The organism is Pandoraea pneumonica, assembly GCF_049918595.1.
Lineage (GTDB): Bacteria > Pseudomonadota > Gammaproteobacteria > Burkholderiales > Burkholderiaceae > Pandoraea > Pandoraea pneumonica_A.
Map to the genome: position 1 here is coordinate 848,294 of NZ_JBNCRZ010000001.1, position 24,688 is coordinate 872,981.

Annotated in this window: 21 protein-coding genes; 3 read left to right on the forward strand and 18 right to left on the reverse strand. The window is 63.4% G+C overall.

The window, feature by feature from the left end:
- Positions 1 to 67 precede the first annotated feature (67 nt).
- From hslV to ACPWR9_RS04035, 6 genes are all read right to left on the reverse strand, one after another.
- Positions 68 to 619 (reverse strand): ATP-dependent protease subunit HslV, encoded by a 552-nt coding sequence (gene hslV / locus ACPWR9_RS04010; protein WP_150679652.1) that lies wholly within the window; start codon positions 617 to 619, stop codon positions 68 to 70.
- A 283-nt stretch (positions 620 to 902) separates the two neighbouring features.
- Entirely contained in the window at positions 903 to 2,951 is a 2,049-nt protein-coding gene (locus ACPWR9_RS04015) for a TonB-dependent receptor (protein WP_426296630.1), read from the reverse strand.
- Positions 2,952 to 3,326: 375 nt separating this feature from the next.
- Positions 3,327 to 3,776, reverse strand: coding sequence for a hypothetical protein (locus ACPWR9_RS04020; RefSeq protein ID WP_426296362.1), 450 nt, complete (start codon positions 3,774 to 3,776; stop codon positions 3,327 to 3,329).
- Positions 3,777 to 4,050: 274 nt separating this feature from the next.
- On the reverse strand, positions 4,051 to 4,470 hold the full coding sequence (gene dksA, locus ACPWR9_RS04025) for an RNA polymerase-binding protein DksA (protein ID WP_150680373.1): 420 nt from the start codon (positions 4,468 to 4,470) through the stop codon (positions 4,051 to 4,053).
- A gap of 389 nt (positions 4,471 to 4,859) precedes the next feature.
- Positions 4,860 to 5,939, reverse strand: coding sequence for a CobW family GTP-binding protein (locus ACPWR9_RS04030; protein WP_426296361.1), 1,080 nt, complete (start codon positions 5,937 to 5,939; stop codon positions 4,860 to 4,862).
- Positions 5,940 to 6,030: 91 nt separating this feature from the next.
- Positions 6,031 to 6,525, reverse strand: coding sequence for a Fur family transcriptional regulator (locus ACPWR9_RS04035; RefSeq protein WP_150566077.1), 495 nt, complete (start codon positions 6,523 to 6,525; stop codon positions 6,031 to 6,033).
- A 135-nt stretch (positions 6,526 to 6,660) separates the two neighbouring features.
- Between ACPWR9_RS04035 and ACPWR9_RS04040 the strand changes: the two genes are divergently transcribed.
- On the forward strand, positions 6,661 to 7,536 hold the full coding sequence (locus ACPWR9_RS04040) for a DMT family transporter (protein WP_426296360.1): 876 nt from the start codon (positions 6,661 to 6,663) through the stop codon (positions 7,534 to 7,536).
- A gap of 13 nt (positions 7,537 to 7,549) precedes the next feature.
- Here ACPWR9_RS04040 and ACPWR9_RS04045 read toward each other — a convergent pair whose 3' ends face one another.
- The 5 genes from ACPWR9_RS04045 to ACPWR9_RS04065 all read right to left on the reverse strand — a co-directional run bounded on the left by ACPWR9_RS04045 (position 7,550) and on the right by ACPWR9_RS04065 (position 12,568).
- The gene (locus tag ACPWR9_RS04045) at positions 7,550 to 8,764 is read right to left on the reverse strand and encodes a class I SAM-dependent rRNA methyltransferase (RefSeq protein WP_426296359.1); all 1,215 of its coding nucleotides are present in this window, start codon (positions 8,762 to 8,764) and stop codon (positions 7,550 to 7,552) included.
- 145 nt (positions 8,765 to 8,909) lie between these two features.
- On the reverse strand, positions 8,910 to 9,857 hold the full coding sequence (gene xerC, locus ACPWR9_RS04050) for a tyrosine recombinase XerC (RefSeq protein ID WP_426296629.1): 948 nt from the start codon (positions 9,855 to 9,857) through the stop codon (positions 8,910 to 8,912).
- A 73-nt stretch (positions 9,858 to 9,930) separates the two neighbouring features.
- Positions 9,931 to 10,608, reverse strand: coding sequence for a DUF484 family protein (locus ACPWR9_RS04055; protein WP_150679647.1), 678 nt, complete (start codon positions 10,606 to 10,608; stop codon positions 9,931 to 9,933).
- A gap of 169 nt (positions 10,609 to 10,777) precedes the next feature.
- Positions 10,778 to 11,629: a diaminopimelate epimerase gene (gene dapF / locus ACPWR9_RS04060; protein ID WP_426296358.1), complete on the reverse strand. Its 852-nt coding sequence runs from the start codon at positions 11,627 to 11,629 to the stop codon at positions 10,778 to 10,780.
- A gap of 42 nt (positions 11,630 to 11,671) precedes the next feature.
- Positions 11,672 to 12,568: a lipid A biosynthesis lauroyl acyltransferase gene (locus ACPWR9_RS04065; protein ID WP_150679645.1), complete on the reverse strand. Its 897-nt coding sequence runs from the start codon at positions 12,566 to 12,568 to the stop codon at positions 11,672 to 11,674.
- 191 nt (positions 12,569 to 12,759) lie between these two features.
- On the opposite strand from ACPWR9_RS04065, the gene metK reads away from it, so the two are divergent.
- On the forward strand, positions 12,760 to 13,938 hold the full coding sequence (metK, locus tag ACPWR9_RS04070) for a methionine adenosyltransferase (RefSeq protein WP_150679644.1): 1,179 nt from the start codon (positions 12,760 to 12,762) through the stop codon (positions 13,936 to 13,938).
- 114 nt (positions 13,939 to 14,052) lie between these two features.
- Here the strand turns inward: metK and ACPWR9_RS04075 are convergent, their stop codons facing one another.
- On the reverse strand, positions 14,053 to 15,441 hold the full coding sequence (locus tag ACPWR9_RS04075; protein WP_426296628.1) for a coniferyl aldehyde dehydrogenase: 1,389 nt from the start codon (positions 15,439 to 15,441) through the stop codon (positions 14,053 to 14,055).
- A 165-nt stretch (positions 15,442 to 15,606) separates the two neighbouring features.
- The gene (locus tag ACPWR9_RS04080; protein WP_426296357.1) at positions 15,607 to 17,271 is read right to left on the reverse strand and encodes an isovaleryl-CoA dehydrogenase; all 1,665 of its coding nucleotides are present in this window, start codon (positions 17,269 to 17,271) and stop codon (positions 15,607 to 15,609) included.
- A 272-nt stretch (positions 17,272 to 17,543) separates the two neighbouring features.
- Between ACPWR9_RS04080 and ACPWR9_RS04085 the strand changes: the two genes are divergently transcribed.
- Positions 17,544 to 19,223 carry a GMC family oxidoreductase gene (locus ACPWR9_RS04085; RefSeq protein ID WP_426296356.1) on the forward strand — a complete coding sequence of 560 codons (1,680 nt, stop codon included), beginning with the start codon at positions 17,544 to 17,546 and terminating at the stop codon, positions 19,221 to 19,223.
- On the opposite strand, the gene ACPWR9_RS04090 is transcribed toward ACPWR9_RS04085, so the two are convergent.
- Genes ACPWR9_RS04090 through pilO2 form a run of 5 tightly spaced genes read right to left on the reverse strand, consistent with a single transcriptional unit; the run spans position 19,194 to position 24,687 of the window.
- Complete coding sequence (locus tag ACPWR9_RS04090; protein WP_426296355.1) at positions 19,194 to 20,087, reverse strand: prepilin peptidase; 894 nt, start codon at positions 20,085 to 20,087, stop codon at positions 19,194 to 19,196. The two genes, ACPWR9_RS04085 and ACPWR9_RS04090, sit on opposite strands and share 30 nt — an antisense overlap.
- Positions 20,087 to 21,178, reverse strand: a complete 1,092-nt coding sequence (locus tag ACPWR9_RS04095; protein ID WP_426296354.1) for a hypothetical protein — start codon at positions 21,176 to 21,178, stop codon at positions 20,087 to 20,089. Before ACPWR9_RS04095 ends, ACPWR9_RS04090 begins: the two co-directional genes overlap by 1 nt.
- Before the next feature lie 57 nt (positions 21,179 to 21,235).
- Positions 21,236 to 22,960, reverse strand: coding sequence for a GspE/PulE family protein (locus ACPWR9_RS04100; protein ID WP_426296353.1), 1,725 nt, complete (start codon positions 22,958 to 22,960; stop codon positions 21,236 to 21,238).
- A complete protein-coding gene (locus tag ACPWR9_RS04105; protein ID WP_426296352.1) occupies positions 22,944 to 23,396 on the reverse strand; it encodes a hypothetical protein in 453 nt (150 codons plus the stop codon). The genes ACPWR9_RS04100 and ACPWR9_RS04105 overlap by 17 nt, the downstream gene beginning before the upstream one ends.
- Positions 23,386 to 24,687 (reverse strand): type 4b pilus protein PilO2, encoded by a 1,302-nt coding sequence (pilO2, locus tag ACPWR9_RS04110; RefSeq protein ID WP_426296351.1) that lies wholly within the window; start codon positions 24,685 to 24,687, stop codon positions 23,386 to 23,388. The genes ACPWR9_RS04105 and pilO2 overlap by 11 nt, the downstream gene beginning before the upstream one ends.
- Position 24,688 lies beyond the last annotated feature (1 nt).

Genomic DNA, 24,688 nt, shown 5'->3' on the forward strand with positions numbered 1-24,688 from the left:
TTTAGTCGTTGCGTGAATCGCTGCTTCGATCGCTGTGTCGGTCGCTGCTTTGACCTCGGCCCGGTGGTTACTTGGCAGCCTTGGGCGGCAACGATTCGATGATGTGGTTCTGGTTCGTGTAGATGCACATGTCGCCAGCAATCGTCAGCGCTTTCTTGACGATCTCGGCGGGCGACAAGTCGGTGTTCTGCACGAGCGCACGCGCTGCGGCTTCCGCGTACGAACCGCCCGAACCGATCGCGGCCACGCCGCCTTCCGGATCGAGCACGTCGCCGTTGCCCGTGATCACCAGCGTGGTCTCGGCGTCGGCGACGATCATCATCGCTTCGAGACGGCGCAGCATACGGTCGGTACGCCAGTCCTTGGCGAGTTCGACGGCGGAGCGCGTCAGATGACCCTGGTGCTTTTGCAACTTCGCTTCGAAACGATCGAGCAGCGAGAACGCATCGGCCGTAGCCCCGGCGAATCCGACCATGACCTTGCCGTCATAAACGGTTCGCACCTTGCGGGCGGTGCCCTTCATCACGATATTGCCGAGCGTGACCTGTCCGTCACCGCCGAGCGCGACCTGATCGCCGCGCCGAACGGAGACGATAGTGGTGCCGTGATATTGCTCCATGCCTGTTCCTTTTCGGGGGGCGACACGCGCCCCGTAACGATTGGCCCGGACTTCACGCGCGTCCCCTCGTCGCTGAGGAAAGACGCCCGACCGGGCGAGACGTGACTGTAGTTTAGGGCAATCGAAGGAATATCAAGGGGCGTCGACGGCGGTGTTTGACACGCGTTTCATCGGCTGGGAGAGGCATCGCGAAACACGCCATCCGCGCGGCATTGCACCGCGCGGATGCGGGAGTGACGAGATAATTTCTCGGAAATTACCCCGTTTATGCGGCAGGTTTCGCTTAGAACGTAGTACGCAGACCCACCCGCACCGCACGTCCGCCCTGCGGTGCAATGTCGCGCAGGAACGAGCTGGCCAGACGCACTTCCTGATTCGTCAGGTTCTCGCCCTTCAAATACGCCAGCCACTGCGCCCCACCCGTCTTGAACTGATAGGTCAGTGCCGCCCCGAGCGTGGTGTAGCCGTTGGTCGTCAGGTCACCCGCCGGTACACGCCCTTGATTGCTCGCGTGCACGACTTCCACGCGTGCGCCCCATGGGCCAAGTCCGTACGCTACTGCGGCCGTCAAACGCAGCGGGGCGATACGCGGCAGCGGCTCACCAGTGTCGCGATTGCGGCCCAACGTGTAGTCGCCGCGCAACTCCACATCGACGTTGCCGTAGCCTTGCCACACCCGCGCTCGGCCCTCGGCTTCCACGCCGTAAAGCTCGGCTGGCACCCCCGCGTATTGATAGACCGGGAGGCCGCCCGAAGTGACCGGCTCGCCTTCCTCGTTCACAGAGCGCCCCGTATTCTCCAGCGCGATGAAGTTCGAGAATCGGCTGTAGAACACCCCGACGCTGCCCTTGTTCGGGCCACTCGCATAGCGCAGCGAAAGGTCGGTCGAGAACGCCTTCTCCAGCTTCGATTGCGCATTGCCGATTTCCCAGATGCCGGTCGCCACGTGCGGACCGTTGGCATACAACTCATAGAACGTCGGCGCGCGTTCGGTATACGACGTGTTCAACGCCACCGACCACGCCGGTGCCAACGCGAAGACGGCGCCCGCCGAGACGCTGCCCGGCGTGAAGTTGCGCGTGGGTAGATTGTCGAAGCGCTCGTTGCCGCCAGCCGACGGCTTCACGTGCGTATGTTCGATGCGCGCGCCGAATGACAGCTTCACCGCCTGATTCACCGCCCATTCTTCGAGCGCGAACAGTGCCACGTTGCTCGTATCGCTCTTCGGCACGAAGGCCTCTTCGCCGAGTGCCGAGAACGTGTTCTGCGAGAACTGCACGCCGACGGCGCCTTCGAGCGGCCCGATCTTCGCGTGACGCGCTTCGATGCGGCCTTCGTAACCGTGATTCTTGAAGGTCGTGCCGGTCTCGCCGTTTTCGATCTCTTTGTGTTCGTAATCGGTGTAGCCGAAGTTGAATTTGAGCGCCGTGAACGGGCCGCTCAAGTTGCGCACTTCGCTCGCCAGCGCGAGGCGCTGCTGACGCAAACGGATACGCGTGTTTTCTTCGGCGACCGTGCCGTAGTCTGAGTCATAACCGGAGTAGGACAAGCCGGTGTAGCCATTCGCCCACGTCCACGACGCGCCGAGCGCAGCGCCACTCGCTTGACCATTGCTGTTCGGCAACGTGCCGGAGGGTTGCTCGGTGCCCTCGGGATCGCGCGCGCGTTGCTGCGCAGAACGGGCGAAGCCCGGAATGCGCAGATCGGTACTCTTGCGCGCGAAGCCGTCGACGTGAAACGCAAACTGGCCGTTGCCCACCTCAAGCAACGCGGCACCCGCGCGCTCTCGATTCGCACCGCCGTAGCTCACGTCCGCCGCACCCGAGACGCCGTTGATCGGCTCGCGTGGAATCCGATTGTCGATGGTGTTGACCACACCACCCACGGCGTTGCCGCCATAGAGCAGCGCCGCCGGGCCGCGCACGATCTCGACGCGCTCAATGGTGAGCGGATCTTGTGCAACGGCGTGGTCGTAAGACAGCGACGACGCGTCGAGCGCGCCCGTGCCGTTTTGCAGCAGGCGAATGCGATCGCCGTCGAGACCGCGGATGATCGGACGGCTGACGTTCGGGCCGTACGACGTCGACGAGACGCCGGGCAGGCCGTCGAGCGTCTCGCCTAATGTGCCTGCGCGGCGCAGCGTCAGCGCTTTACCGTCGAGCGCCGTGACAGGCACCGTGAGGTCGGCGGCCGCACGACCCAGCGGATTGCCGGTGACGAAGGTTGTCGAGAGCGCGAGCGAATCGTCGCCGAGTCCAACCGCGACGGGGGGCTGTGTTTGTGTGACGGTGGACGTCGGCGCAGGGGCAACGTCAGCCGCATTTGCCTGCATGGCGGCGAAGGCCAGCGTCAGGCAAGCGGCTAGTGGCAGCGGTGCAAAGGCTGGTGAAGCGCGATGTGTGCGGTCGCGGCGATGATCGCGGTGGCCGAGTTCATTGTGGTCTGCGCCAAAGAGTGCCGAGGCGGGCGAGGACGCGGCGCGCGCACGCGCGGCGTTCGAAGTGTGAGATGCCATGTCGTTGTTGTGTCGTAGGTCTGCGACGGAATCGCCGTCGATCGGCACGCACGAACGCCTGCACACACGCCCAAGTCAATTGAGCGCGGACGAATGGCCGCACCGCGATAGCTGTCGTCGGCAACGCCGAAGACGCACGTGCGGAGTGCGGAAAAGTGTCAGCAGGATTTCGCGCGGGCAGCGCGTGGAAGATCAGACCGGGACAGGAGGTGCGCGGGAGCGAAACGCCAGCGCGAGCGCGCTGTTGTGAGAACGTCCGATGGCAAACGATGGCGCAAGCGCGGCGGTGATATCGGCACGCCACGCCAATACGGCCACCGCCATGGCGGCGCCAAGCGTCGCGCCTTCGAACAGATGGCAATGGTGGTGGTGACTGCCGTAATCGACATGAACAAGACGCGCGCTGGCGGGCGTCCACGCTGTCTGTGCATCGGCGTCGTCTTCTGGGTCCGCGTTGACCACCGCCGTCGACGCCGCGCCGCCCGCCAGTTGCCGGGCGTGCACGATCTCGTGCTGCAAGCCCCACATCTGCACGCACAACAGCGCGACGATTAGCCACGCGGTCCAACCGGCGCGCCCATGGCTCATCCGCGTGCGCAAACGGGCACGCCAATGGCGGAAGGTGAACGGGAAGGACGGCATGGACAGGATGAATTGCAACTGAGTTGCAATTCTGCCATAAAGCGGGAGCGGCGGCGAGCCTTGCGTGACCTTGCGTGACGCTGTGTGACGTTGCGCGCAGACGACAACTGGCGCCTCGCACCGGCACGCCGATCAAAAAAGAAAACAAAAAGGGCATGTCGCGAGGACATGCCCTTTGCAAACCGAGGGGCCTTGAGCACCGCCACCGCGCGGCGTCAGGCCTGACTACCCTGGGTTCGAATCCGATCCGAACCCAGTTCACATCAAGTTCGAATCAATCGCCGAACAGCTTCTGGCGCAGTTCGCGGCGCTCTTGCGCTTCGAGCGACAGCGTGGCCGTCGGACGCGCGAGCAAACGCGGCACACCAATCGGCTCGCCGGTTTCTTCACACCAGCCGTAATCGCCGGCGTCGATGCGGGCGAGCGACTGTTGCACTTTCTTCAGCAGCTTGCGCTCGCGATCGCGGGTGCGCAGCTCCAGTGCGTGTTCTTCTTCGATCGTGGCGCGGTCGGCCGGATCGGGGACGAGAATGGTTTCGCGGAGGTTCTCGGTCGTCTGACCGGCGTTACGCAGAATTTCCTCTTGCAGCTTTTCCAGACGATCCTTGAAGAAGGCGAGTTGATCTTCATTCATGTAGTCCTTCTCGCCCATCTTCAGAATTTCGGCCTCGGTCAAAAGTCTTTTCTTGCTCATGGGTTTTTGTGGCGTCTCTTTCGGATAGTCCGGCGACGCTCCCTTAGCGGATCGAGCGTCTTGCTTGCCGGCGGTGCCGCTGGCGGCTTCCTGGGTTACGTTCCTGCCGGGTGATTTGGGCGGCCCCTTCTTGGCGGCGGCTTTTTCACCCGTCTTCGGCTTGCCTGCTGGAGCACGCTTGGCGCCCGCATCCGGCGCCGGTTCTGCCCGGCGCGTGGGGCGTGCGGTGGCTGTCTTGCGAGAGGCGGTGGCCATTGCGGTGCTCCCCTGCCTTCCCCCCGGTATGCCGCGTGATCTCGCTGGCGGCAGCCCAGTGGGCAGCTATTGTAACCGAATCGGTCAACAGCCCCGGTTAAGGGGTTTCCCGTTGCCCTAAACGGCGGTCCCGCTCAGACCAGACAGCGCTCCAGCCCTTGCAGGATGATGTCTTTCGGCAGCTCGGCACCGATGAATACCATCTTCGTATTCGGTGTCTCGCCCGGTTGCCATTTCGCGCCCACGTCGCTGCCCATCATCTGGTGCACGCCCTGGAACACAACCCGGCGGTCGATGCCGCGCATGTTTAATACGCCTTTATAACGCAATAAGCGTTCGCCGTACACCTGGAGGATGCTTCCCAAGAAATCCTCCAGCTTGGCCGGATCGAATTGCTTCTCGCTGCGGAACACGAACGACTTGATGGCGTCGTCGTGATGGGCGTGGTGATGGTGATGATGGCCGTGATCGTGACCTTCATGGTCGCAATGGCCATGGTCGTGGTCGCAATGCGCGTGGTCGTCGTGATCGTGCGCGGCGCCGTGGTCATGCCCGTGATCGTCGGCGGCGAGGAATTCCGGATCGATGTCGAGCTTGTCGTTCAGGTTGAAACCGTGAATGTCGAAGATCTCTTCCAGATCGGCCTGACCGAAGTCGACCACCTGCTGCGGCGCACGCGGGTTCATGTGGCCAAGACGGTGCTTCAGGTCGTCGAGCGCTTCCGGGGTCACCAGATCGGCCTTCGTGATGAACAGGCGATCGGCAAAGCCGACCTGACGCTGCACCACTTCATGCTCGTCGAGCTGCTTCTGCGCGTGCTTGGCGTCCACCAGCGTGATGATGGCGTCCAGACGATAGGTGTCGGCCACTTCGTCGTCGATGAAGAACGTCTGCGCGACCGGGCCCGGGTTGGCCAGACCGGTGGTCTCGATAACCACGCGATCGAACTGGATCGTGCCGGCATCGCGCTGGCTGTTCAGGTCGGAGAGCGCCTGCACCAGATCGCCGCGAATCGTGCAGCAGATGCAGCCGTTGCTCATCTGTACGATCTGCTCGGCGTTGTCTTGCACGAGGATGTCGTTGTCGATGTTCTCTTCGCCGAATTCGTTCTCGATCACGGCGATCTTCATGCCGTGCGCTTCGGTCAGGATGCGCTTGAGCAGCGTGGTTTTCCCGCTGCCGAGAAAGCCGGTCAGGATAGTGACGGGGGTCATGGATGCAATGTCCTGTAGTGATGCGGTGTGTCGCTAGCCGCCGGAATGCCGCTCAATGTACCTGAGCTGGCGAAAAGCGGCTTGGCACGCGTCAGTTGGGGGCGCCCGCGCACTGGGCGCAAGTGCCGTGAATCAGTAGCTCGACCTGTTCGCCCACGAAACCCTTGGGCAGGCGCTTAAGTTCGCGCTCACTTAATTGGGGATGCTGGGGCCAATCGTCAAGGCAGAACGTGCGATGGCAGCGTACACAGCGGAAATGACCGTGCTGAGTATGCGGACGCGGCGACGCGGCCCGTTGCGGGTCGACGTGCTCGGCCATGACGAAGCGGAAGATACGGTCGTCGCCCGCCTGCTTGATCGCCCAGCCCTGCGCGACCAGCCAGTCGAGCACACGGTAGGCGGTCACACGGTCGAGCGGATCGGCGTCGGTCGCCAGATCGGCCAGCACTTCCTGATGGGTGAGTGGACGGCCCGCCTTGAGCAGCAGCGCCAATACACGGACACGCCCCGAAGTCACGCGCCCCGATTGCTCCTGCAAGCTCGCGCGGGCGGCTTCCAGATACGGTTGTAGTTGAGTAAGGCTCATGAATCGATTTAAGCACAGCGCCGTGAACGCTGCAACCGAGTTGCAAAAGTGGGCATTTCACGGGATGTCCACCCAAATTGACTGAAAGTGGACAGGCGATGCGTCATACAATTGTCACAAAAAACGCCTCCCGCCATGTCGCCGACCGCCCTCGCCCTCGTTGTTACCGCCGCTTTTCTGCATGCCACGTGGAATTTTCTGGCCAAGCGCATCGACACCACCGAGGGTGGCGGTCCCCAACTGGTCTTTCTGTACGCGCTGCTGACGGTCGTGCTTTACACGCCGGTGGCGCTGTTCTTTCTGATCGGTTCCCACGCCGACTGGCCTGACTGGCGCGGCTGGGCAGTTATTACCCTGAGTGCCTTGCTCCACTACGGCTACACGCTGGTGTTGCAGCGTGGCTACCGGGTGGGCGATTTGTCGGTCGTCTACCCGCTCGCACGCGGCACGGGGCCGCTGCTCTCGTCGCTCGGCGCGATTTTGCTATTGGGGGAACGGCCGGGCTGGGTGGCGCTCATCGGCATCGCGCTCGTGGTGGGCGGCGTGCTGATCATCGCGGGCGGCGAGCGGCTATTTCGGCGCGGCAGCATGCATGCTGGGGCCGGTTGGGGAGTGCTCACTGGCGCGTTCATCGCGGCGTATACGCTGGCCGATGCTTATGCTGTCAAGACGCTAATGCTCGTGCCGCTCGTCTACTACTACCTTGAAAATGTGGTGCGCGTGGTGCTCTCAGCGCCCGTGGCCTGCTCCCGGCCTGCCCGCGTCGCGCTGCTCTGGCGGGCCAATTGGCGAAAGATCATGCTGATTTCGCTGATCTCGCCGATTTCCTACTTTCTGATCCTGACGGCACTGAAGTACGCCCCGGTCTCGCACGTCGCCCCGGCGCGCGAAATGTCGATGATGGTGGCGGCCCTGCTGGGCGTGCGGCTGCTCGGAGAAGGCGAAATGCGCCGCCGGGTCGGCGGCGCGGTGCTAATCGCGCTGGGTGTCGTGGCGCTGACGCTGGGCTAAGGCTTCGACAGCCTTAGACCCGCTGAAGCCAAAGCCCCTTGAGGTATTCGCCTTCGGGGAATTGCGTGAGCATCGGGTGATCCATGCCTGCCGACAGGCGACGCAGAATACGCGCGTCCACGCCTGCATCGACGGCGGCACCAGCCACGATCTTCTGGAACAGATCCGCGTCGATCGCGCCCGAGCACGAGTACGTCAGCAACTGGCCGCCCGGGCGCAGCAGCTTGAAACCCGCCAGATTGATGTCCTTGTACGCCCGTGCCGCCCGATCGATGTGATGGGCCGACGGCGCGAACTTCGGCGGATCGAGCACGATCATGTCGAACGTGCGCCCTTCTTCGCGCAAGGCCCGCAGCGTCTTGAACACATCGGCATCACGCCACTCGGCACGCGAGGCATCGAAACCATTGAGTTCGACATTGCGCGCGCCAATCGCCAGTGCATCGCCCGACGAATCGATCGACAGTACGCTCTGTGCGCCGCCCGCCAGTGCCGCGAGCGAGAAGCCGCCCGTGTAGCAGAAGCAGTTCAGCACGTCGCGGCCCTTGGCCTGTTGCTTGACCAGCAGTCGGTTATCGCGCTGATCCACGTAGAAGCCGGTCTTATGGCCGTGACGCACGTCGACGTAGTACTTCACGCCGCACTCGTGCGTGGTCAGCGACTCGGGCGCTTCGGGCGGCTCTGCCCCGGCGAGCACGCCGGTCAGGCTCGGCAGCCCTTCGCGCTCGCGCACGGCGGCGTCGGAGCGTTCATAAACGTTCGGGCAGCCGGTCGCGCCGACGAGCGCCTTCGTGATGGCGTCCTTCCACATCTCCACGCCCGCAGCCATGAACTGGCACACGAGTTGGTCGCTCGCGGGCTCGCCCGGTGCGGACTGGTAGCGGTCGACGATCAGCCCCGGCAGACCGTCGGCCTCGCCGAAGATCAGGCGCGTCGCGCCGGTGTCGTGCACCATCTGCTGGCGATAAGCCAGCGCCGCCGACACGCGGCGTTTGAAGAAGGCGTGATCGACAGGCTCGTTTTCGTCGAACGTCCAGACGCGTGCGCGAATGGCCGAGACCGGGCTGAACGCCGCGCGGGCCAGAAAGCGGCCATCGGCGGCACGCACCACGACCGTCGCGCCGGAGGCCGGTTTGCCTTCCACATTGGCCACGGCGGTGGCGTAAATCCAGGGATGGCGGCGCAGCAAGGACTTCTCTTTGCCGGGCTTGAGGATCAAGGTGTTCATGCGGAGCAGGCCAACAGTTGCATTCGGAGAGCGGCAAGTCCTGCGGCACGGTGTGCACCCTCGCCACGACTGGGCGTCGGGACAGCGGCGGGACTTGCTGGGGAAGGCGCGATTCTACACCGAGTCGGGGGTGCCCCCGGCAGGCTCAAGTCTTCTTACGTGCGCGCGGATGCGCCTGATCGTAGACCTTGGCCAGATGCTGAAAGTCGAGTTTCGTGTAGATCTGCGTGGTCGAGATATTGCTGTGACCGAGCATTTCCTGCACGGCACGCAGGTCGCCGGACGATTGCAGCACGTGAGTGGCAAACGAATGCCGCAGCATATGCGGATGCACGTGTGTGGGCAGCCCTGCCGCCAATGCGTGGCGCGAAAGCCCCTGCTGCACGGCGCGCGCACCGATGCGTTTGCCGCGCGCCGACAGGAATAGCGCGTTCGGCTCGCCCGCCGTGAGGCCGGTACGGGCAGCCAGCCAGTCCGTTAGCGCTTGTACGGCTTTCTCGCCGACCGGTACGCGACGCCGTTTATTGCCTTTACCGGTGACGATCACTTCGCGCTCTGCCAGATCCAACCAACTCGCTGACCGGTAGCCATCGGCTTCGACATAGCGATGATCGAGGCCGGTGAGTTCCGAGAGCCGCAGCCCCGACGAGTACAGCAGCTCGAACATCGCCCGGTTTCGCAGCGCTTCGGCCGAGGTGCCAGTCGAATGCTCCACTAACGCCGACGCCTGATCGGGCGACAGTGCCTTGGGCAGCGGCTTGGGCTGCTTCGGCGCGCGCACGCCGTCGACCGGGTTCGCCGCCAGCGCCGAGCGCTGGGCAAGCCATGCGTAGTAGCCGCGCCATGCCGAAAGCTTGCGGGCAATCGAGCGGCCTACCAGCCCTTGGCTGTGCATCTGCATGACGAACTTGCGAATGTCGCCATGCGCCAGTGTGTCGAGCGGGCGGCCACCCGACATGACCTGCAACTGCCGCAGGTCACGCGTGTAGTTTTCGAGGGTTAGCGCGGCGAGCTTGCGCTCGCTCGCCAGAACGGTGAGATAAGCCTGAATGCCGGGCTGGAGGGGGACTTCGGGTGTGTCGGGCGCAGCGATAGCGTCGGTGGTGCCCTTCGGCTTGACGCTAGGCTTGGTGGTTGGTTTGGCCACAATGGCGCCCCGCCACGACTCAGTCGTCCGCGCGCAGCTTGCTCAGCGCCGCGCCCGCGAGTTCGCCGATCTGCGACAGGAAGTCGGTCGCCATGCCTTCGTGGAAGCGGCGGGCATCGTCCGAGCCCATCACCAGCAAACCGAACACCGGCGCTTCGGCGCCTTGCGGGGCCAGCGGGTCGCGCAGCGCCAACAGCGCTACGGATGCCGGATCGCTCGGTGCCCCCAACCACGTCACCGCTTCGAAGCCGGTGTTCGCGCCGCAATACGGCGTGACCAGGCTCGACGCGAAGATCTTGACCTCCTCGCTCACGCTGCGGGCGAATTCGGCCGGTTGATACGGTGCGGAGACATTCCACACACGCACAGCGGCAAACGGCACGTCGAAGACATCGCGCAGGCCGCGAGCAATGGCGTCCGGCAGCGCGTGCGGGTCGCGCTCGCCGAGCAGGCCGAGGGTCCAGCGGTGCAATTTCGCCGAGATATCGTCGTTTTCGTGGCCGTAGCGCAGCAATTCGGCGAGGCGTCGCTCGATTTGCTTGGTCTTCTCGCGCTGCATCTCGATCTGACGCTCCTGCAACGACACCGCCCGCTGCCCGTGAGGGCTCGTCAGCCGCACGCCAGCCAGCAATTCGGCGTGGCGCTCGAAGAAGTCAGGATGCGCGATCAGGTATTCCGCAATATCTCGGTCGTTCATGAGTGTCCGTCTGCTGTTCATCGAAAACCGCACCGCGCCGAGTTTGCACAAGGAGAGCGTGCGGCCGTCAGGGTCGCGAAATCAGAAGCTTCAGAAACCAAATCGGTCTTGCGAGCGCCCCGTTTCAACGTTGGCCAATGCCAAAGGGCGCCTTGCGGGCAACACGGTATCAGATCTCGATGGTGCCCTCGAAGACCGTTGCGGCGGGCCCCGTCATGATGACCGGGCCGGCGGCGCCATCCCACTCGATGGTGAGCGTGCCGCCATGCGTCTCGATGGCGACCGGCGAGGCCAGCAAGCCCCGGCGAATCCCTGCCACCGCGGCGGCACAAGCGCCAGTACCGCAGGCCAGCGTCTCGCCTGCCCCGCGCTCGTACACGCGCAGACGTGCCTGATGCTTGTCCACCACTTGCAGGAATCCGGCGTTCACGCGGCGCGCAAAGCGCGCGTGGCGCTCGACGAGCGGGCCATCCGTCTCGACCGGCGCGGTATCGACGTTATCGACCACCTGCACGGCGTGCGGGTTGCCCATCGATACGACCGAAATCCATGTGGTCTTGCCCGCCACATCGAGCGGCCAGAGCGTGTCGTCGCCCTCGCGGCGGCCTTCCAGACCGGTCGCATCGAACGGCACGTCGGACGGCGTCAGAATCGGTGCGCCCATATCCACGCTGACCTGCCCGTCTTCGCGCGCGGTGAGCGTAATCACACCCTGCTGCACTTCGACGCGCACCGAACGCTTGTCGGTGAGGCCCGTGTCGCGCACGAACTTCACGAAACAGCGCGCGCCGTTGCCGCAATGCTCCACCTCGCCACCGTCGGCGTTGAAGATGCGGTAACGGAAGTCCACGCCCGGCAGCGCCGAGCGCTCGACGAGCAATAGTTGGTCCGCGCCGACGCCAAAGTGGCGGTCGGCCAGCGCACGCCACTGCTCGGGCGTGAAATCGATGGTCTGCGAGATGCCGTCGATCACGACAAAGTCGTTCCCGGCACCTTGCATCTTGGTGAATTTGAGCTTCATGCCGCTATTGTAGAGGAGAAGTCGACGCGCATCCGGTGCCGCTCAATACACGCCCGGCTGGCCTTCCGGGCGGGTCTTGAAGCGTTTGTGCACCCAGTAGTACTGCTCCGGCATCTTCAGAATCTGTTCTTCCAGGAACGCGTTCATGCGCCGGGCGTCGGCATCCGGGTCGCCGCTCGGGTAGTTTTCCCACACGGGGAAGACTTTGAGGCGGTAGCCCTTGTAGTTAGGCAGCACTTCGCCGATGAACGGCAGGATCTGCGCGCGGCCCACTTCGGCCAGGCGCGACACCGACGTCAGCGTGCAGGCTTCGACGCCGAAAAACGGCACGAACGTGGAATTCCGGGCGCCGTAGTCCATATCGGCCGCCAGCATGACCGGTTTCTTCTTGCGGAACATGCGCAACACGTCGCGTGCGCTGTCGCCGCGCGGAATCATCTCGGCATCGAACCGGCCACGCTGTTCCTTGGCCATTGCGTCGAACGCCGGGTTCGACATCGGCGTGTAGAGCGAGGCGCAGGGCCGGTGCAGCGAATAATTGATGAATACCGAGCCAGCTTCGATGCCCACAAAGTGGAACCCGAGCAGAATGGTCGGCGGCATGTTCGGATCGCGCAGATCGACGGCGGAATCGAGCTCAATCAGGCGTTCGAGCTTCTTGCCGTCGGCAAACCACTGCACGCTGCGCTCGGCGTAGCTGCGAATGGCGTGCACGAACGACGCCCGGGCCACGCGCTCGCGGGTGGCGTCATCCCAGTGCGGGAAACACAGGCGCAAATTGGTGTGCACCACGCGCTTTCGCGAGCTGGGAATGAGGTACAAAAGTTGTCCAAGGCCCGCGCCGAAACGCGCGACCCAGCTATAGGGGAGCAGGTTGAGCCCCCGCAACAGGCCTACGCTCAGGTAGTACCCGATGGATTTCTTGGGAGTGGTTGCCATGTCGCCAGCAGATTTTCTACAGGGGCGTATAATAAGCGACATCGCCGAGTTAACTGACAACTTGCGGGGCGATTCGGATGAGCCACCCTTTAAAGGCAGCGCATCCGATTAATTTATCCGCTAAAGCGTCGCCGCTTCTTCTCCGATGACGGCGCGTGAGTCGCCAATCATTCGTTATAGAGGAGCCAGAAGTGGCGAACGACTATCTCTTTACTTCCGAATCGGTATCCGAAGGTCACCCGGACAAGGTCGCTGACCAAATTTCGGATGCTGTCCTTGACGCGATCCTGACCCAGGATAAGTACGCGCGCGTCGCCGCCGAAACGCTTTGCAACACCGGTCTCGTCGTGCTCGCGGGTGAAATCACCACGACCGCTACGGTCGACTATCAGCAAGTTGCGCGCGACACCATCCGTCGCATCGGCTACGACAACACCGACTACGGTATCGACTACAAGGGCTGCGCCGTGCTGGTCGCTTACGACCGCCAGTCGCCCGACATCGCCCAAGGCGTCGACCGTGCCCATGACGATAACCTCGATCAAGGTGCCGGCGACCAGGGCCTGATGTTCGGCTACGCCTGCGACGAAACGCCGGAACTGATGCCGCTGCCGATTCACCTGTCGCACCGTCTGGTCGAGCGCCAATCGCAAGTGCGCCGCGACGGCCGCCTGAACTGGCTGCGCCCGGACGCGAAATCGCAAGTCACCATCAAGTACGAAAACGGCCGTCCGCACAGCATCGACACCGTCGTGCTGTCGACTCAGCATTCGCCGGATATCGCACTCGACGTGCTGCGCGAAGCCGTCATCGAAGAAATCATCAAGCCGGTGCTCCCGGCTGACCTCATCAAGGGCGACATCAAGTTCCTCGTGAACCCGACCGGTCGCTTCGTGATCGGCGGTCCGCAAGGCGATGCCGGCCTGACGGGCCGTAAGATCATCGTCGACACGTACGGCGGTGCCGCACCGCACGGCGGTGGCGCCTTCTCGGGCAAAGACCCGTCGAAGGTCGACCGTTCCGCCGCCTACGCTGGCCGTTACGTCGCGAAGAACATCGTGGCCGCCGGTCTGGCTTCGAAGTGCGTGATTCAGGTGTCGTACGCCATCGGCGTGGCGCGCCCGACGTCGGTGATGGTCAACACGTTCGGTACCGGCAAGATCAGCGATCAGCGCATCGCGGAACTCGTCGAGAAGCATTTCGACCTGCGTCCGAAGGGCATCATCCAGATGCTCGACCTGCTGCGCCCGATCTACGAGAAGACGGCCGCCTACGGTCACTTCGGCCGTGAAGAGCCGGAATTCTCGTGGGAAGCCACGGATCGCGCCGACGCCCTGCTGGCCGACGCCGGTCTGCGCGCCGTCGCGTAAGCGTCAGACGCTCTCGACGCGCCATCGGCAATCGCTGGTGGCAAGTCCGGCAGCGTGATGAAAAAACCCCGCCCGGGTCACCCCGGCGGGGTTTTTCTTTGTCGGCACGTGATGTTAGCCAAGCAACTGCCGAATCATCATCGCGAAGCGCTTGCCGTACGGCGGATTGAGCAGCCCGGCGCCGTTGAACCGTGCCTGTCGGAAAATCGGCTTCTCTTTCGAGAACGTGCGGAAACCGACTTCGCCGTGGTATCCGCCCATCCCTGATGCTCCCACCCCGCTAAATGGCAGCCCGTGTTCGGCGGCGTGCAGCAGCGTGTCGTTGATCGTCACCCCGCCGGAAATCGTGCCGTCGACCACCCGGTCGATACGCGTGTCGTCGGTGTCGAAGATGTAGAGCGCCAACGGACGCGGACGCTCATTCACATAGGCGATGGCGGCATCGAGATCGTCGTAAGGCACCACCGGCAGCAACGGCCCGAAAATCTCCTCGCGCATGACGCGCATCCCTTCGTGCACGCCCGTGAGAATCACCGGCGGCAAGCGTCGACGTTCAGCTTGCGCAGGTGCGTCGAATAACGCGTGCGATGTCGCGCCCTGTGCCGCGGCCTCTCCCGCGAGCCCCATCAGTCGCTCGAAATGGCGCGGCGAGACGATACTCGTGTATTGCGGATTGTTCACCGCATCGGGATAAAGACGCGCCGCCACCTGACGCGCCGACGTCACAAACGCGTCGAGTTTTTCTCGCGGCACGAGCACGTAGTCCGGGGCGATACAGGTTTGCCCGGCGTTGACCAGCTTGCCGAACATGATGCGCTCGACCGCGTGGTCCCAGCGTGCGCCGGGGCCGATGATCGCGGGCGATTTGCCACCGAGTTCGAGCGTGACGGGCGTGAGATGCTCGCTCGCCGCGCGCATGACGTGATGGCCGATCGACGTCGCGCCGGTGAACAGCAAATGATCGAACGGCAGCGTGGAAAACGCACGGGCCACCTGTGCATCTCCGGCGACCACCGTCACCCAATCAGCGGGGAAAAATTCGGCGATGGCTTTCGCGAAGACATCCGCAAAACGAGGCGCCACTTCCGACACCTTGATCATCACGCGATTTCCCGCCGCCAGTGCATCGGTCAGCGGCCCCACGGCCAGAAACAGCGGGTAATTCCACGGCACGATCACACCGACCACCCCCAGCGGCTGCGGCACGATGGCCGTACGCGCAGGCAGTAGCCAGAGATTGGCCCAGCCGTGCGTGCCGCGCATCCACCGGCGCGTGTTGGCCAGCGCATGCTTGAGATTGCCGTGCGACGGGAACAACTCCAGCATGTCGGTTTCCTGCGCCGATCGACCGTTGAAGTCTTCGTCGATGGCCTTCGCGAACGCCTCCCGATACTTGCGCAACATCGCCTGCAACGCCTTCAAATGCCCCTTGCGAGTCGGCCAGTCGACGTGCGGTGCGCTGTCGTGCGCGCGGCGCATCGCGTCGAATCTGGGCAACAGCATGGCCCGCGCGCTATCGTCTTCGGAAGCCGCGTGTAGTGCAGGCGGCACGTCGTGCAAACCGCCCAGTTCGTGGTTATGTCCCATGCCGTCTCCCTGTGGCCGCCGGTGGCAGCCATCGTCCTTGTTGTTGTCTTGTCTAGGGCCTGCTCACCCTAATCCTGCCGTTCAGCCTAAAAACGCGCGATCGAGCCACGCCCGTTGCACCCCCACCGCCAGCGAATCCGGCATCACACCATAGACGCGGCCGCCGTGATTCGACAGACGGCTCTCGGCAAACCCATGCGCCAATTCGGCCGGCGCATGTTCGAGGAGCAACGCTGCTTGCGCGAGCAGCACGATTTGTTGAGCAATGGCGCGTGCGCGCACCGCGTGCCTCGCCGGGTCAGCCGCGAGCCATCCATGCAATTGCGCCAACGCCGCACGTAACGGCGCGTGCGACCCTACGCGCTCGCCCAGCCAGTCAAACCATGCCTGTGCCACTTCCGGCTCGCGTCCAATGGCGCGCAACACGTCGAGGCACATCACATTGCCCGAGCCTTCCCAGATGGAATTGACCGGCGCTTCGCGATACAACCGCGCGAGTGGACCGGTTTCGACATAACCGTTGCCGCCCCAGACCTCCATGCATTCGCCTGCCAGTTCGAGCGCGCGCTTGCACACCCAGAATTTAGCGGCGGGCAGCACGATGCGACGCCATGCACGCTCGAGCGGCGCGTCGTCGTCCGACTCGGCAGCATCGAACGACTGTGCCAGCCGCATGGCGAGCCACGTCGCGGCCTCCGACTCCAGCGCCAGATCGGCGAGCACCGTCGTCATCAAATCCTGATCGACGAGCTTTGCGCCGAATGCGGTGCGGTGCCGGGCGTGATGTATCGCCTGAACCACACCAGTGCGCATCATCGCGGCGCTGCCGATCACGCAGTCGAGCCGCGTGTACGTCGCCATTTCGATGATGGTGGGAATCCCGCGTCCATGCGCGCCCACGAGTGTGCCGTAGGCCCCTTGGAACTCCACTTCGCTGCTCGCGTTCGAGCGGTTGCCGAGCTTGTCTTTCAGGCGCTGAATCTGCACAGCGTTCTTGTGGCCGTCCGGCGTGTAGCGCGGTACGAAGAAACACGACAGCGCGTCGCTGTCGTCAGCGCGCGCGAGCACCAAATGCGCGTCGCACTGCGGCGCCGAGAAGAACCATTTGTGCCCGACCAGTGAATACGTATCGCCGCCAAGTGCATGGGCCACGGTGGTGTTCGTGCGAACATCCGACCCGCCCTGTTTTTCCGTCATCCCCATACCGACGAGCATCGCGTGCTTCTGCGCGAGCGGAATATCGCGCGGGTCATGCTGCGGCGCGAGCAATTTGTCCTTGATGGTGGGATAGAGCGACGGCACCTTTGCGAGCACCGGGATGCTGGCAAACGTCATCGTCGTGGGGCACAGCGAACCGGCTTCGTTCTGCGCATGCAAAAAATACGCTGCCGTGCGTGCCGCCATCGCGCCTGCCTGCGGGTGCGCCCACGGCAGCGACTGCAATTGTGCACCGCGCAAAAGTCCCATCAGCGCATGCCACGCCGGGTGGAACGCCACATGATCGATACGGTTGCCGCGCGCATCGAACGTCTGTAACTCGGGTTCGTGGCGATTCGCCGTCTCAGCCCATTGCTGCACCTCGGCTTCGCCCAAACGCGCGCCCTGCCGATGCAGTTCCTTCGCATGCCAGCCAGCGTTAAACGCGCTCACAGCGGCCTGCAACGCGGCATCGGTGGTGTACAGGTTGTAATCGACTAGCGGCGGCACCTGATTGGTGACGTCGTGGGTTTGCCAAGCCTCAGTCATCCATGTCTCCCTAGGGCTGCCCATCGTATGCGCGCTCGATCGGGCGTTCACGCCGAGTGGATCATTTCATCATAGCGGCTGAACTTCACTGCCCGTACAAATTAGAGGAATACTTCACATCACGCTCGAATACGGGAAATGTCTGCCTACAATGAGTGCCGCCGCTTCGGGTGACCGAAACTGAGGACACATCCGTTCCGGCGAATAGCAGTGCACAAGAAAGATAAATACAAAGCAGGCAATGCAGTGCCCATCCAAGGGAGGATGTCAGCATGGACTATGACTACGTCATCGTCGGTGGCGGCTCGGCGGGCTGTGCGCTCGCTGCGCGCTTAGCCGACGGCTTGCCCGGGCGCACGATCGCGCTCATCGAAGCCGGACCGCCCGACAACAGCTTTCTCGTCAGACTGCCACTCGGACTCGCTGCACTCGTGCCGTTTCGCTCGCGGCGCAACTACGGCTTTCGCACGACACCGCAGGCGGGTCTTGCCGGGCGTCAGGGCTATCAGCCACGCGGACGCGGCCTAGGTGGATCGAGCTCGATCAACGCGATGATTTATACGCGCGGCCATCCCGACGATTACAACGATTGGGCGCAGGCGGGTTGCACAGGCTGGGGCTGGGACGACCTGCTGCCCTACTTCCGGCGCAGCGAAAACAACGAGCGCGGCGCCGACGATTGGCACGGCAGCGGCGGCCCGCTCAATGTGGCGGACTTGCGCACCGTGAACCCGTTCTCGCGGCACTACGTCGATGCGGCGCGTGAAGCGGGCTTTCCCGTGTCCAGCGATTTCAATGGTGCGCAATACGAAGGTGCGGGCATCTATCAGGTGACGCAGAAAGACGGCGAGCGTTGGAATGCGGCACGCGCGTACCTGCACGGAAAATCCCGCGCCAACCTTCATGTGATCACCGACGCCCTCGTGCAGCGCATCACGTTCGAAGGCATGCGCGCGACAGGTGTGACGCTGCAACGGCACGGCTCGCTCGAAACGCTGCGGGCACGCGCGGAAGTGATCCTCAGCGCCGGGGCATTCAATTCGCCGCAATTACTGATGGGCTCGGGCATAGGCCCCGCAGAACAACTGCGCGAGCATGGCATTGCGGTGCGAGTCGATTCGCCGAACGTCGGCGAGAACTTGCAAGACCACATCGACTTCATCATCAACAAGTACGTCGCCCATCGCGATCTGGTCGGCTACACGCCGCCCGGTCTCTGGCACCTGTTGATGCAGGGCGTGGCGTATCTGCGCGACAAGCGTGGCCTTCTCGCGAGCAACGTGGCCGAAGCCGGTGGCTTTCTCAAAAGCGACCCAAGCCTCGCGCGGCCCGATCTGCAAATGCACTTTCTCGTAGGCATCTGCGACAACCACAATCGCCGCCTGCATCTGCGCCGCGGCTTGTCGTTACACGCGTGCGTGTTGCGTCCGAAGAGCCGTGGCCGCGTCACGCTGGCATCGGGCGATATGCGCGATGCGCCGCTTATCGACCCGGCCTTCCTGCAAGCACAAGAGGATGTCGACACCTTGCTGCGTGGTGCACGCGTGATCCGCAGGATATTGGCGGCACCGTCGCTGGCGAAATTCGGCGGCAAGGAACTGCACAGTCGCGGCGTGGAATCGGACGAAGCGCTCACAGCGTTGATTCGCGAGCGCGCCGACACCATCTATCACCCCGTCGGGACGTGTCGCATGGGCAGCGACGCCGCGTCGGTCGTCGATACGGAATTGCGTGTGCGCGGCGTCGAAGGGCTGCGCGTCGTCGATGCCTCGATCATGCCGACACTCATCGGCGGCAATACCAATGCACCATCGATGGTGATCGGAGAGAAAGCGGCGGACATGATCCTGAGACAAGCGCAGCGTCAACCCGGCAATGTGGATATCGGGTACGAGCGGGCCGCTAACGCGGGGCATGCGACGTTAGCCGCCCGTGTACAACCACAGACCTAAGAACCGGTCGCCCCACAGCGCACTCGCGACGGCCCCAGCACAAAGCCACGGGCCGAAAGGCAGCGGCCCGCACAAGGTGCGGCCGCGCAGCAGACCGAGTCCGCCAAAGGCGACGGTCGCCGCCACGGCCCCAAAAGCGAGCGCGAGCGGTACACCGATCCACCCGAGCCATGCCCCGCAGGCGGCGACGAGTTTCACGTCGCCGCCGCCTAACCCTTCCTGTCCGGTCAGCAGAAAGTAGCCACCGGAAATCAACCACATTGCTGAGTAGCCGAGCGCGGCCCCAAGCACGGCGTCGTCGACTGGCAACGTGACACCGGCCACGCTCAACAATAGGCCACCCCACAACAGCGGTAAGGTGATGGCATCGGGCAACAGACGCGTATCGGCATCGATGATGGATAGCGCCAGCAGCGCGGCGCCAAACCCGCACCACGCGAACATCGTCGCGTATTGCATCGACGGCGCGAACTTCCAGCCGATAGCGGCGAACATCGCCCCCACGATCAACTCCACCAGCGGATAGCGCACGCTGATGGCCGTCCGGCAATATGCACAGCGGCCGCGCAGCAGCAGATAGCTCACCACGGGCAGGTTGTGCCAAGCGCGGATGTTGCTATCGCAGCGCGGACAACGCGAGGGGGGCCATGCCAGATTGAAAACCGGCGTCACCGGCGGAATATGCCCAGCCCAGTGCGCCGCCTCGCGCGCCCACTGGATTTCGAGCATGCGCGGCAGCCGCCAGACCACGACGTTGAGAAAGCTGCCGATGAACATCCCGAGAATGCCCAGCATTGCGGCGAAGGACTCACGTGGCAGTGCTTTGACGCAATGCGCCAACAGGTCGAGAAAATGCGCAGCCATCACATCATCGACTGCGCGTGTTCACCGGCCGCCCGCCCGATTTGCAGCATGCCGCCCACGGTGAAAATGATCGTCAACCCCACCATTGCCATGAGCAGCGAGCGAAGCGCACCCGCGCGCACTTTGATACGCGCGGCGGTTTCTTCAATCGTCATCAGACCGATCTTGCGAATACCGACATCGAAGTTCGTACGCCCGGAGTACTCGACGAGACGGTCGAAGACTTCCTCGTTGAACAGCCCCGTGTCCATCGCCTTGGTCATGCTCCGGTCACTCTTGAGCGATGCACGCATACGAAGCAGATGTGAACGCATCCACGGCGACGCCCCCGAAAGCAGCAGCGACACCGCGTCGAACACCGATGTTTTTGCGCTGGTGAGTGCGGCGAGGGCGACCAGGAATTCACCGGCACGCACATCGCGATACACCGCGTAAGGGCCGACGTTATCGAAGTGCCGCCTCAACGGCCCCGTCCAACGGCCCATCGACCATGAAACGAGTACCAACAACGCGACGGGAATACCGTAGAGCAGCGGCCACCAATTCGCCACAAATCCAGACATCGCATATAGCCCGGCCCCCAGCATCGGAAACTTCTCCGGCGGCATGATCTCGGTCATGATGGGCATCATGCCGTAGGCCACACCCAACTGAATGGCCGCCAATAATACCGACATGAAAATTGGCAACGTGACGGCGCCCACGATTGCGCTGCGTGTCTGTTGTTGCAACGTGACGACGCGCGCAAGAAAACGCAAGGTGCCGGGAAGGTCACCCTTCTCTCCCGCCGCAATGACCACGAGATCGGCCTCCGGGATCGTGCCTTCCAGCGACTTGCGCAAGTTCTTCGAGCTGGCTCTGTCCCGCCACACGGCATATAGCGGCGCCATCACATTGCGACGTTCTTTCGCCCGCGCGCACCGGCGCGAAAACAAATCGAACGGATTCGCGCCGTCTTCGATGGCATCGGCAAAATCGCTGTAGAAATTGGCGCGTGTCTTGAGGAAGTGGCGTTTTGCCTTGGCCAAGCCCGGATAGGCGTCACGCGGGGGAGAGAGCTTGGCGAGGAATCGATTAGCGGCTTCGAGCATGGCGAGAAGGGGGAATGTCAGAACGTCGTGGCGTAAAACATGAATCGCCGCGACGACTCACACACTGGCGAGTCGTCGCGGCGTCGCGGGCGTCGGTGCGATCGCTTGCGGCAGGTGGTACTTCTTGAGCTTGTAGAACGAGGCTTCGATATCGCGCGGATCGATACGCCCTTGCGACATCTTGTAGATGGCATGCTCGATGGCCGTCTTGCCGGTCATGTCCGGGCTCGTGAGATCGCCGTTGTGGCCCGCACGCCATTGCCGTTCGGCTTCCCAGAAATGGGATTCGCGCAGCAAGTCGAGCATCGCGTCGTTCAGCTCGCAGACTTCGGCGACGACGGTTTGCCCGGCCGTACCGCGTCCTTTGCAACGCTCGCACCCCGGCCCTTCCACACAAACCTTGGTGACATCGATACCGAGATCGGCAATGACGGCAAGTGTTGGCACGTCGAGATGGTCGGTGGCCGGGAGCTTGCAGTGTTCGCACAACACCGGGATTAGCTTCTGATACACCATCGCCGTCAGAAAATTCGGTGAGGTAACAGCCGCGAGCGGCATGCCGATTTCATCGCTCACCAGTCGCGGGATGATCCCGAACGCGCTCGACGCATGCACCGTAGACAGCACCTGATGGCCGGTTTCAGTCATCGACTTCGCAAACGAGCCCGTCTCGGCATCGCGAATTTCCCCGGGCATGAGCTTGTCGGGGTCGCCGCGCAACAGCACTTTGGCTGCCGCGCCGAATGCCGACTCCCCCAGCCCGTCTTCCGCGCGCCGCTGAATCGGAATCTGCGTCATGTGCGGCTGGATGTACTCGACCGGATCTTCGATGGAGAAAAATTTCTTGCCTGAGTCGCGCTCGTACATCATCAGCGTGCGCAACGTGGTGGACTTCCCCGATCCGGTTTCGCCCGCGATGATCGTGAGTCCGGGGCTGCGGTGTACCGCGTCTTCGAGCACTTCGACCTGATCGTCGGAATAGCCAAGTTGCGAGAGCGAGAGCACGTCGCCTTCCACCGCTTCATTGAGCAGCAGGCGCAGCACCACGTCGACACCGCGATTCTCTTTCACGCTCTGAAAGCGCAACTGATACTTGCGCTGGCGAATCGAGAGCGGAATCGAGCAACTTTGATGCTGATCTTCATCGAAGTGGTTGTGACTGCGACTGCTCGGATCGGCGCGCGAGTTGTAAGCCGCAGAGACCGCGTCGAGCATCGCGTGATAGTCGCGCGAGAGCCGGTCGCTGTCGCCCGTCACGCGCAGCTTGCCGTGAATGCGCATGCGCACCTTTACGTGCTGTGCGTCGCGAAACTCGAAGTGAATGTCGGACGTCCCGGCTTCCACCGCCTTTTCGATAATCAGATCGAAGTTGCGATACGCACCGGTGCGTTGCTCGTCGGAGCGCCCATCGTCGTCGCCTTGCTGCTGCAACTGCGACTGCATGAGCAGGATCTCTTCCGTGGTTCCGACGTAGATACCTTCGAGATCGAGGCGATGCGTCGCTCGCACGGCCTGATCGAAGCGTTCGAGCAGATCGGAGCCCTGCATGCGCACAAACGTCGTATGTTCGATCAGCACCAGATAGAGACGGGGCTTCATCGCCACAAGGACGAGCGACCCTTGCTCCGCACCGGCAAGCGTCAGCCCGAGATCCTGACGCCAGCCGAATGTCTGGATATCCTCCGAGCGCAGATCGGCCACCGGCCGCGCAACAGGACGCGTGCCGCTGCGCCCGTTAGCGCGCTCCCACGCGAGGCGTAGGCGTTCACCGATCGTTGCCATCGCGTCGCCCCTGTGCCGCATGCTGGACAGCCAAGGCGTCGGGGAGCAGCAGACGCTTCGGCTTGCCATGCCGGGTCACGTCGACAAAATCGTCGCCAATGGTCACCACCTTCCACTCACCTGCGGTATCGCCCCGTTTGACCGTGTGGCCGAAACGGCCATCGATGCGCAGATACGCAACCGTCGTGTTCTCGACGCCTTGAATGAAGAGCAACTCTGGCGGAATGTCGGCGCGGGCGGGTTTCGTGGATGCGTCATCGGTGTTCTCCGTCGACGGTGCGTCGCCAGTCACCGCTTTGCTGTCCTGCGCCTCCTGCGACGCCTTGAGATGCGCGCGAGCGAAGGCGTCGATATTTTCTTCGCCATGGGCAGGCGCACCGATAGCTGCCGCGAGCACCAATACCAACGCTGTGGCGTGACGAAAACTAGTGGACATAGTAGGTACCTTGAGCGGTGAAGACAGGCTTGCCGTCGCCGATATCGATCTTGAGTTCGCGCAGCGACATGTTGCCTGCGCGCATCATCAAACCGGCGACCGAGTCGAGGAACGCGAGATGACCGGCCATTTGCCACTCCCCTTTGGCGATGGGCGGCGGTACGTCTGGCCGTGACGCCACCGATGCAGGTGGTCTCACAAGGGGCTCGGCCATCGTTAGCGAGATATCCATGCCGTAGTCGCCGAGAGACTGCAAACGCGCACCGGCGGTACGGAGAAATTGATTGCGAGGAATTGGCGTGACGTGCGCGTCGGTGTCTTCGCTAGCGATGGCATCATCGGCCGGTCCCGCCGAAGCGATCGTTATGACCTCTTTCGCGTGATCGAGGTCGACGATCTGCGCGCTTGGCCGTTGCGACAGAAGCAGGTCGAACGTACCGCCCTCCTTGCGCAGCCAGTCGATGTTGCAGCGTTCGGCATTGCAATCGATAGTCGCCGGGCGCCATCCGCCAGCGCTTGAAGGCAACGTCTGCACCGCGTACTGCACGCGCTGCGCATAGCTGGCGCCGGACGAAAATGGCTCGGCGGCAATTGCGCGAGCCAGCGCCTGTTTGTAGGCATCGACGGGATCGACGCGATTGGCGTCCGCTTGTTTTTGCTTCTGCATGTCGTCGTACCAAGACCATCCGATCCACCCCGCGCCGCCGAGCCCTGCGACGATCAGCAGGCCCACCGCAGCGATGGCCAGCTCACGCGTTGGCAACGGCTTGCGCACGAGTTGCAGGCGCGCTTCAGCGGGGCGTTCACGACGGGCGTGGGACGCGATGTCATCGAGGGTTAGGGGGATGTCGGGCGGCGGCTGGTCGTCCAATACAGCGCCCACGATTTTCACCGGCCCTTCGACTTCGGCCGTCCATCCTGCGAGACGCGCTTTCAGATGGGCGAGCGGCAGGACGGTATCGATCTCCGGGCGACGGTCGCGCAGCGTGACGAAAATAGCGGAGGTCGGATCATCCGGGTCAGCGTGCACGAACGCCACGTTCGGGGCTTCGACCATTTGCTCGAGCACGGCGGCCAACGCGTAGCGGTCCGGCACTGCCTCACCCTTGGCGGCTGCGGGCAACGACATGAGGCCGACCGTGCGCGTGCCCGATCCGTCATCGGCGAGCGCGTAGTGAGCGGCGTCGCGGCTTCGGGCGAGCCCGCGAATCTCGGTCGGTTCTTTTTGCAAACCGATGAGCGTCTCCCACTGCGCGCCGACGACGAGATGATTGGAGAGTGCGCGCGTCATC

Excerpts from the sequence above, each read along its gene's own strand:
- ACPWR9_RS04055 (WP_150679647.1), bottom strand. The coding sequence starts at position 10,608 with ATGAACGACCGAGATATTGCGGAATACCTGATCGCGCATCCTGACTTC.
- ACPWR9_RS04105 (WP_426296352.1), bottom strand. The coding sequence starts at position 23,396 with ATGTCCACTAGTTTTCGTCACGCCACAGCGTTGGTATTGGTGCTCGCG.
- ACPWR9_RS04040 (WP_426296360.1), top strand. The coding sequence starts at position 6,661 with ATGTCGCCGACCGCCCTCGCCCTCGTTGTTACCGCCGCTTTTCTGCAT.
- ACPWR9_RS04095 (WP_426296354.1), bottom strand. The coding sequence starts at position 21,178 with ATGCTCGAAGCCGCTAATCGATTCCTCGCCAAGCTCTCTCCCCCGCGT.
- ACPWR9_RS04100 (WP_426296353.1), bottom strand. The coding sequence starts at position 22,960 with ATGGCAACGATCGGTGAACGCCTACGCCTCGCGTGGGAGCGCGCTAAC.
- dapF (WP_426296358.1), bottom strand. The coding sequence starts at position 11,629 with ATGAAGCTCAAATTCACCAAGATGCAAGGTGCCGGGAACGACTTTGTC.
- ACPWR9_RS04045 (WP_426296359.1), bottom strand. The coding sequence starts at position 8,764 with ATGAACACCTTGATCCTCAAGCCCGGCAAAGAGAAGTCCTTGCTGCGC.
- ACPWR9_RS04090 (WP_426296355.1), bottom strand. The coding sequence starts at position 20,087 with ATGGCTGCGCATTTTCTCGACCTGTTGGCGCATTGCGTCAAAGCACTG.
- ACPWR9_RS04065 (WP_150679645.1), bottom strand. The coding sequence starts at position 12,568 with ATGGCAACCACTCCCAAGAAATCCATCGGGTACTACCTGAGCGTAGGC.
- ACPWR9_RS04020 (WP_426296362.1), bottom strand. The coding sequence starts at position 3,776 with ATGCCGTCCTTCCCGTTCACCTTCCGCCATTGGCGTGCCCGTTTGCGC.
- ACPWR9_RS04015 (WP_426296630.1), bottom strand. The coding sequence starts at position 2,951 with ATGCAGGCAAATGCGGCTGACGTTGCCCCTGCGCCGACGTCCACCGTC.
- dksA (WP_150680373.1), bottom strand. The coding sequence starts at position 4,470 with ATGAGCAAGAAAAGACTTTTGACCGAGGCCGAAATTCTGAAGATGGGC.
- ACPWR9_RS04085 (WP_426296356.1), top strand. The coding sequence starts at position 17,544 with ATGGACTATGACTACGTCATCGTCGGTGGCGGCTCGGCGGGCTGTGCG.
- ACPWR9_RS04030 (WP_426296361.1), bottom strand. The coding sequence starts at position 5,939 with ATGACCCCCGTCACTATCCTGACCGGCTTTCTCGGCAGCGGGAAAACC.
- ACPWR9_RS04080 (WP_426296357.1), bottom strand. The coding sequence starts at position 17,271 with ATGACTGAGGCTTGGCAAACCCACGACGTCACCAATCAGGTGCCGCCG.
- hslV (WP_150679652.1), bottom strand. The coding sequence starts at position 619 with ATGGAGCAATATCACGGCACCACTATCGTCTCCGTTCGGCGCGGCGAT.
- ACPWR9_RS04035 (WP_150566077.1), bottom strand. The coding sequence starts at position 6,525 with ATGAGCCTTACTCAACTACAACCGTATCTGGAAGCCGCCCGCGCGAGC.
- pilO2 (WP_426296351.1), bottom strand. The coding sequence starts at position 24,687 with ATGACGCGCGCACTCTCCAATCATCTCGTCGTCGGCGCGCAGTGGGAG.
- ACPWR9_RS04075 (WP_426296628.1), bottom strand. The coding sequence starts at position 15,441 with ATGCTGTTGCCCAGATTCGACGCGATGCGCCGCGCGCACGACAGCGCA.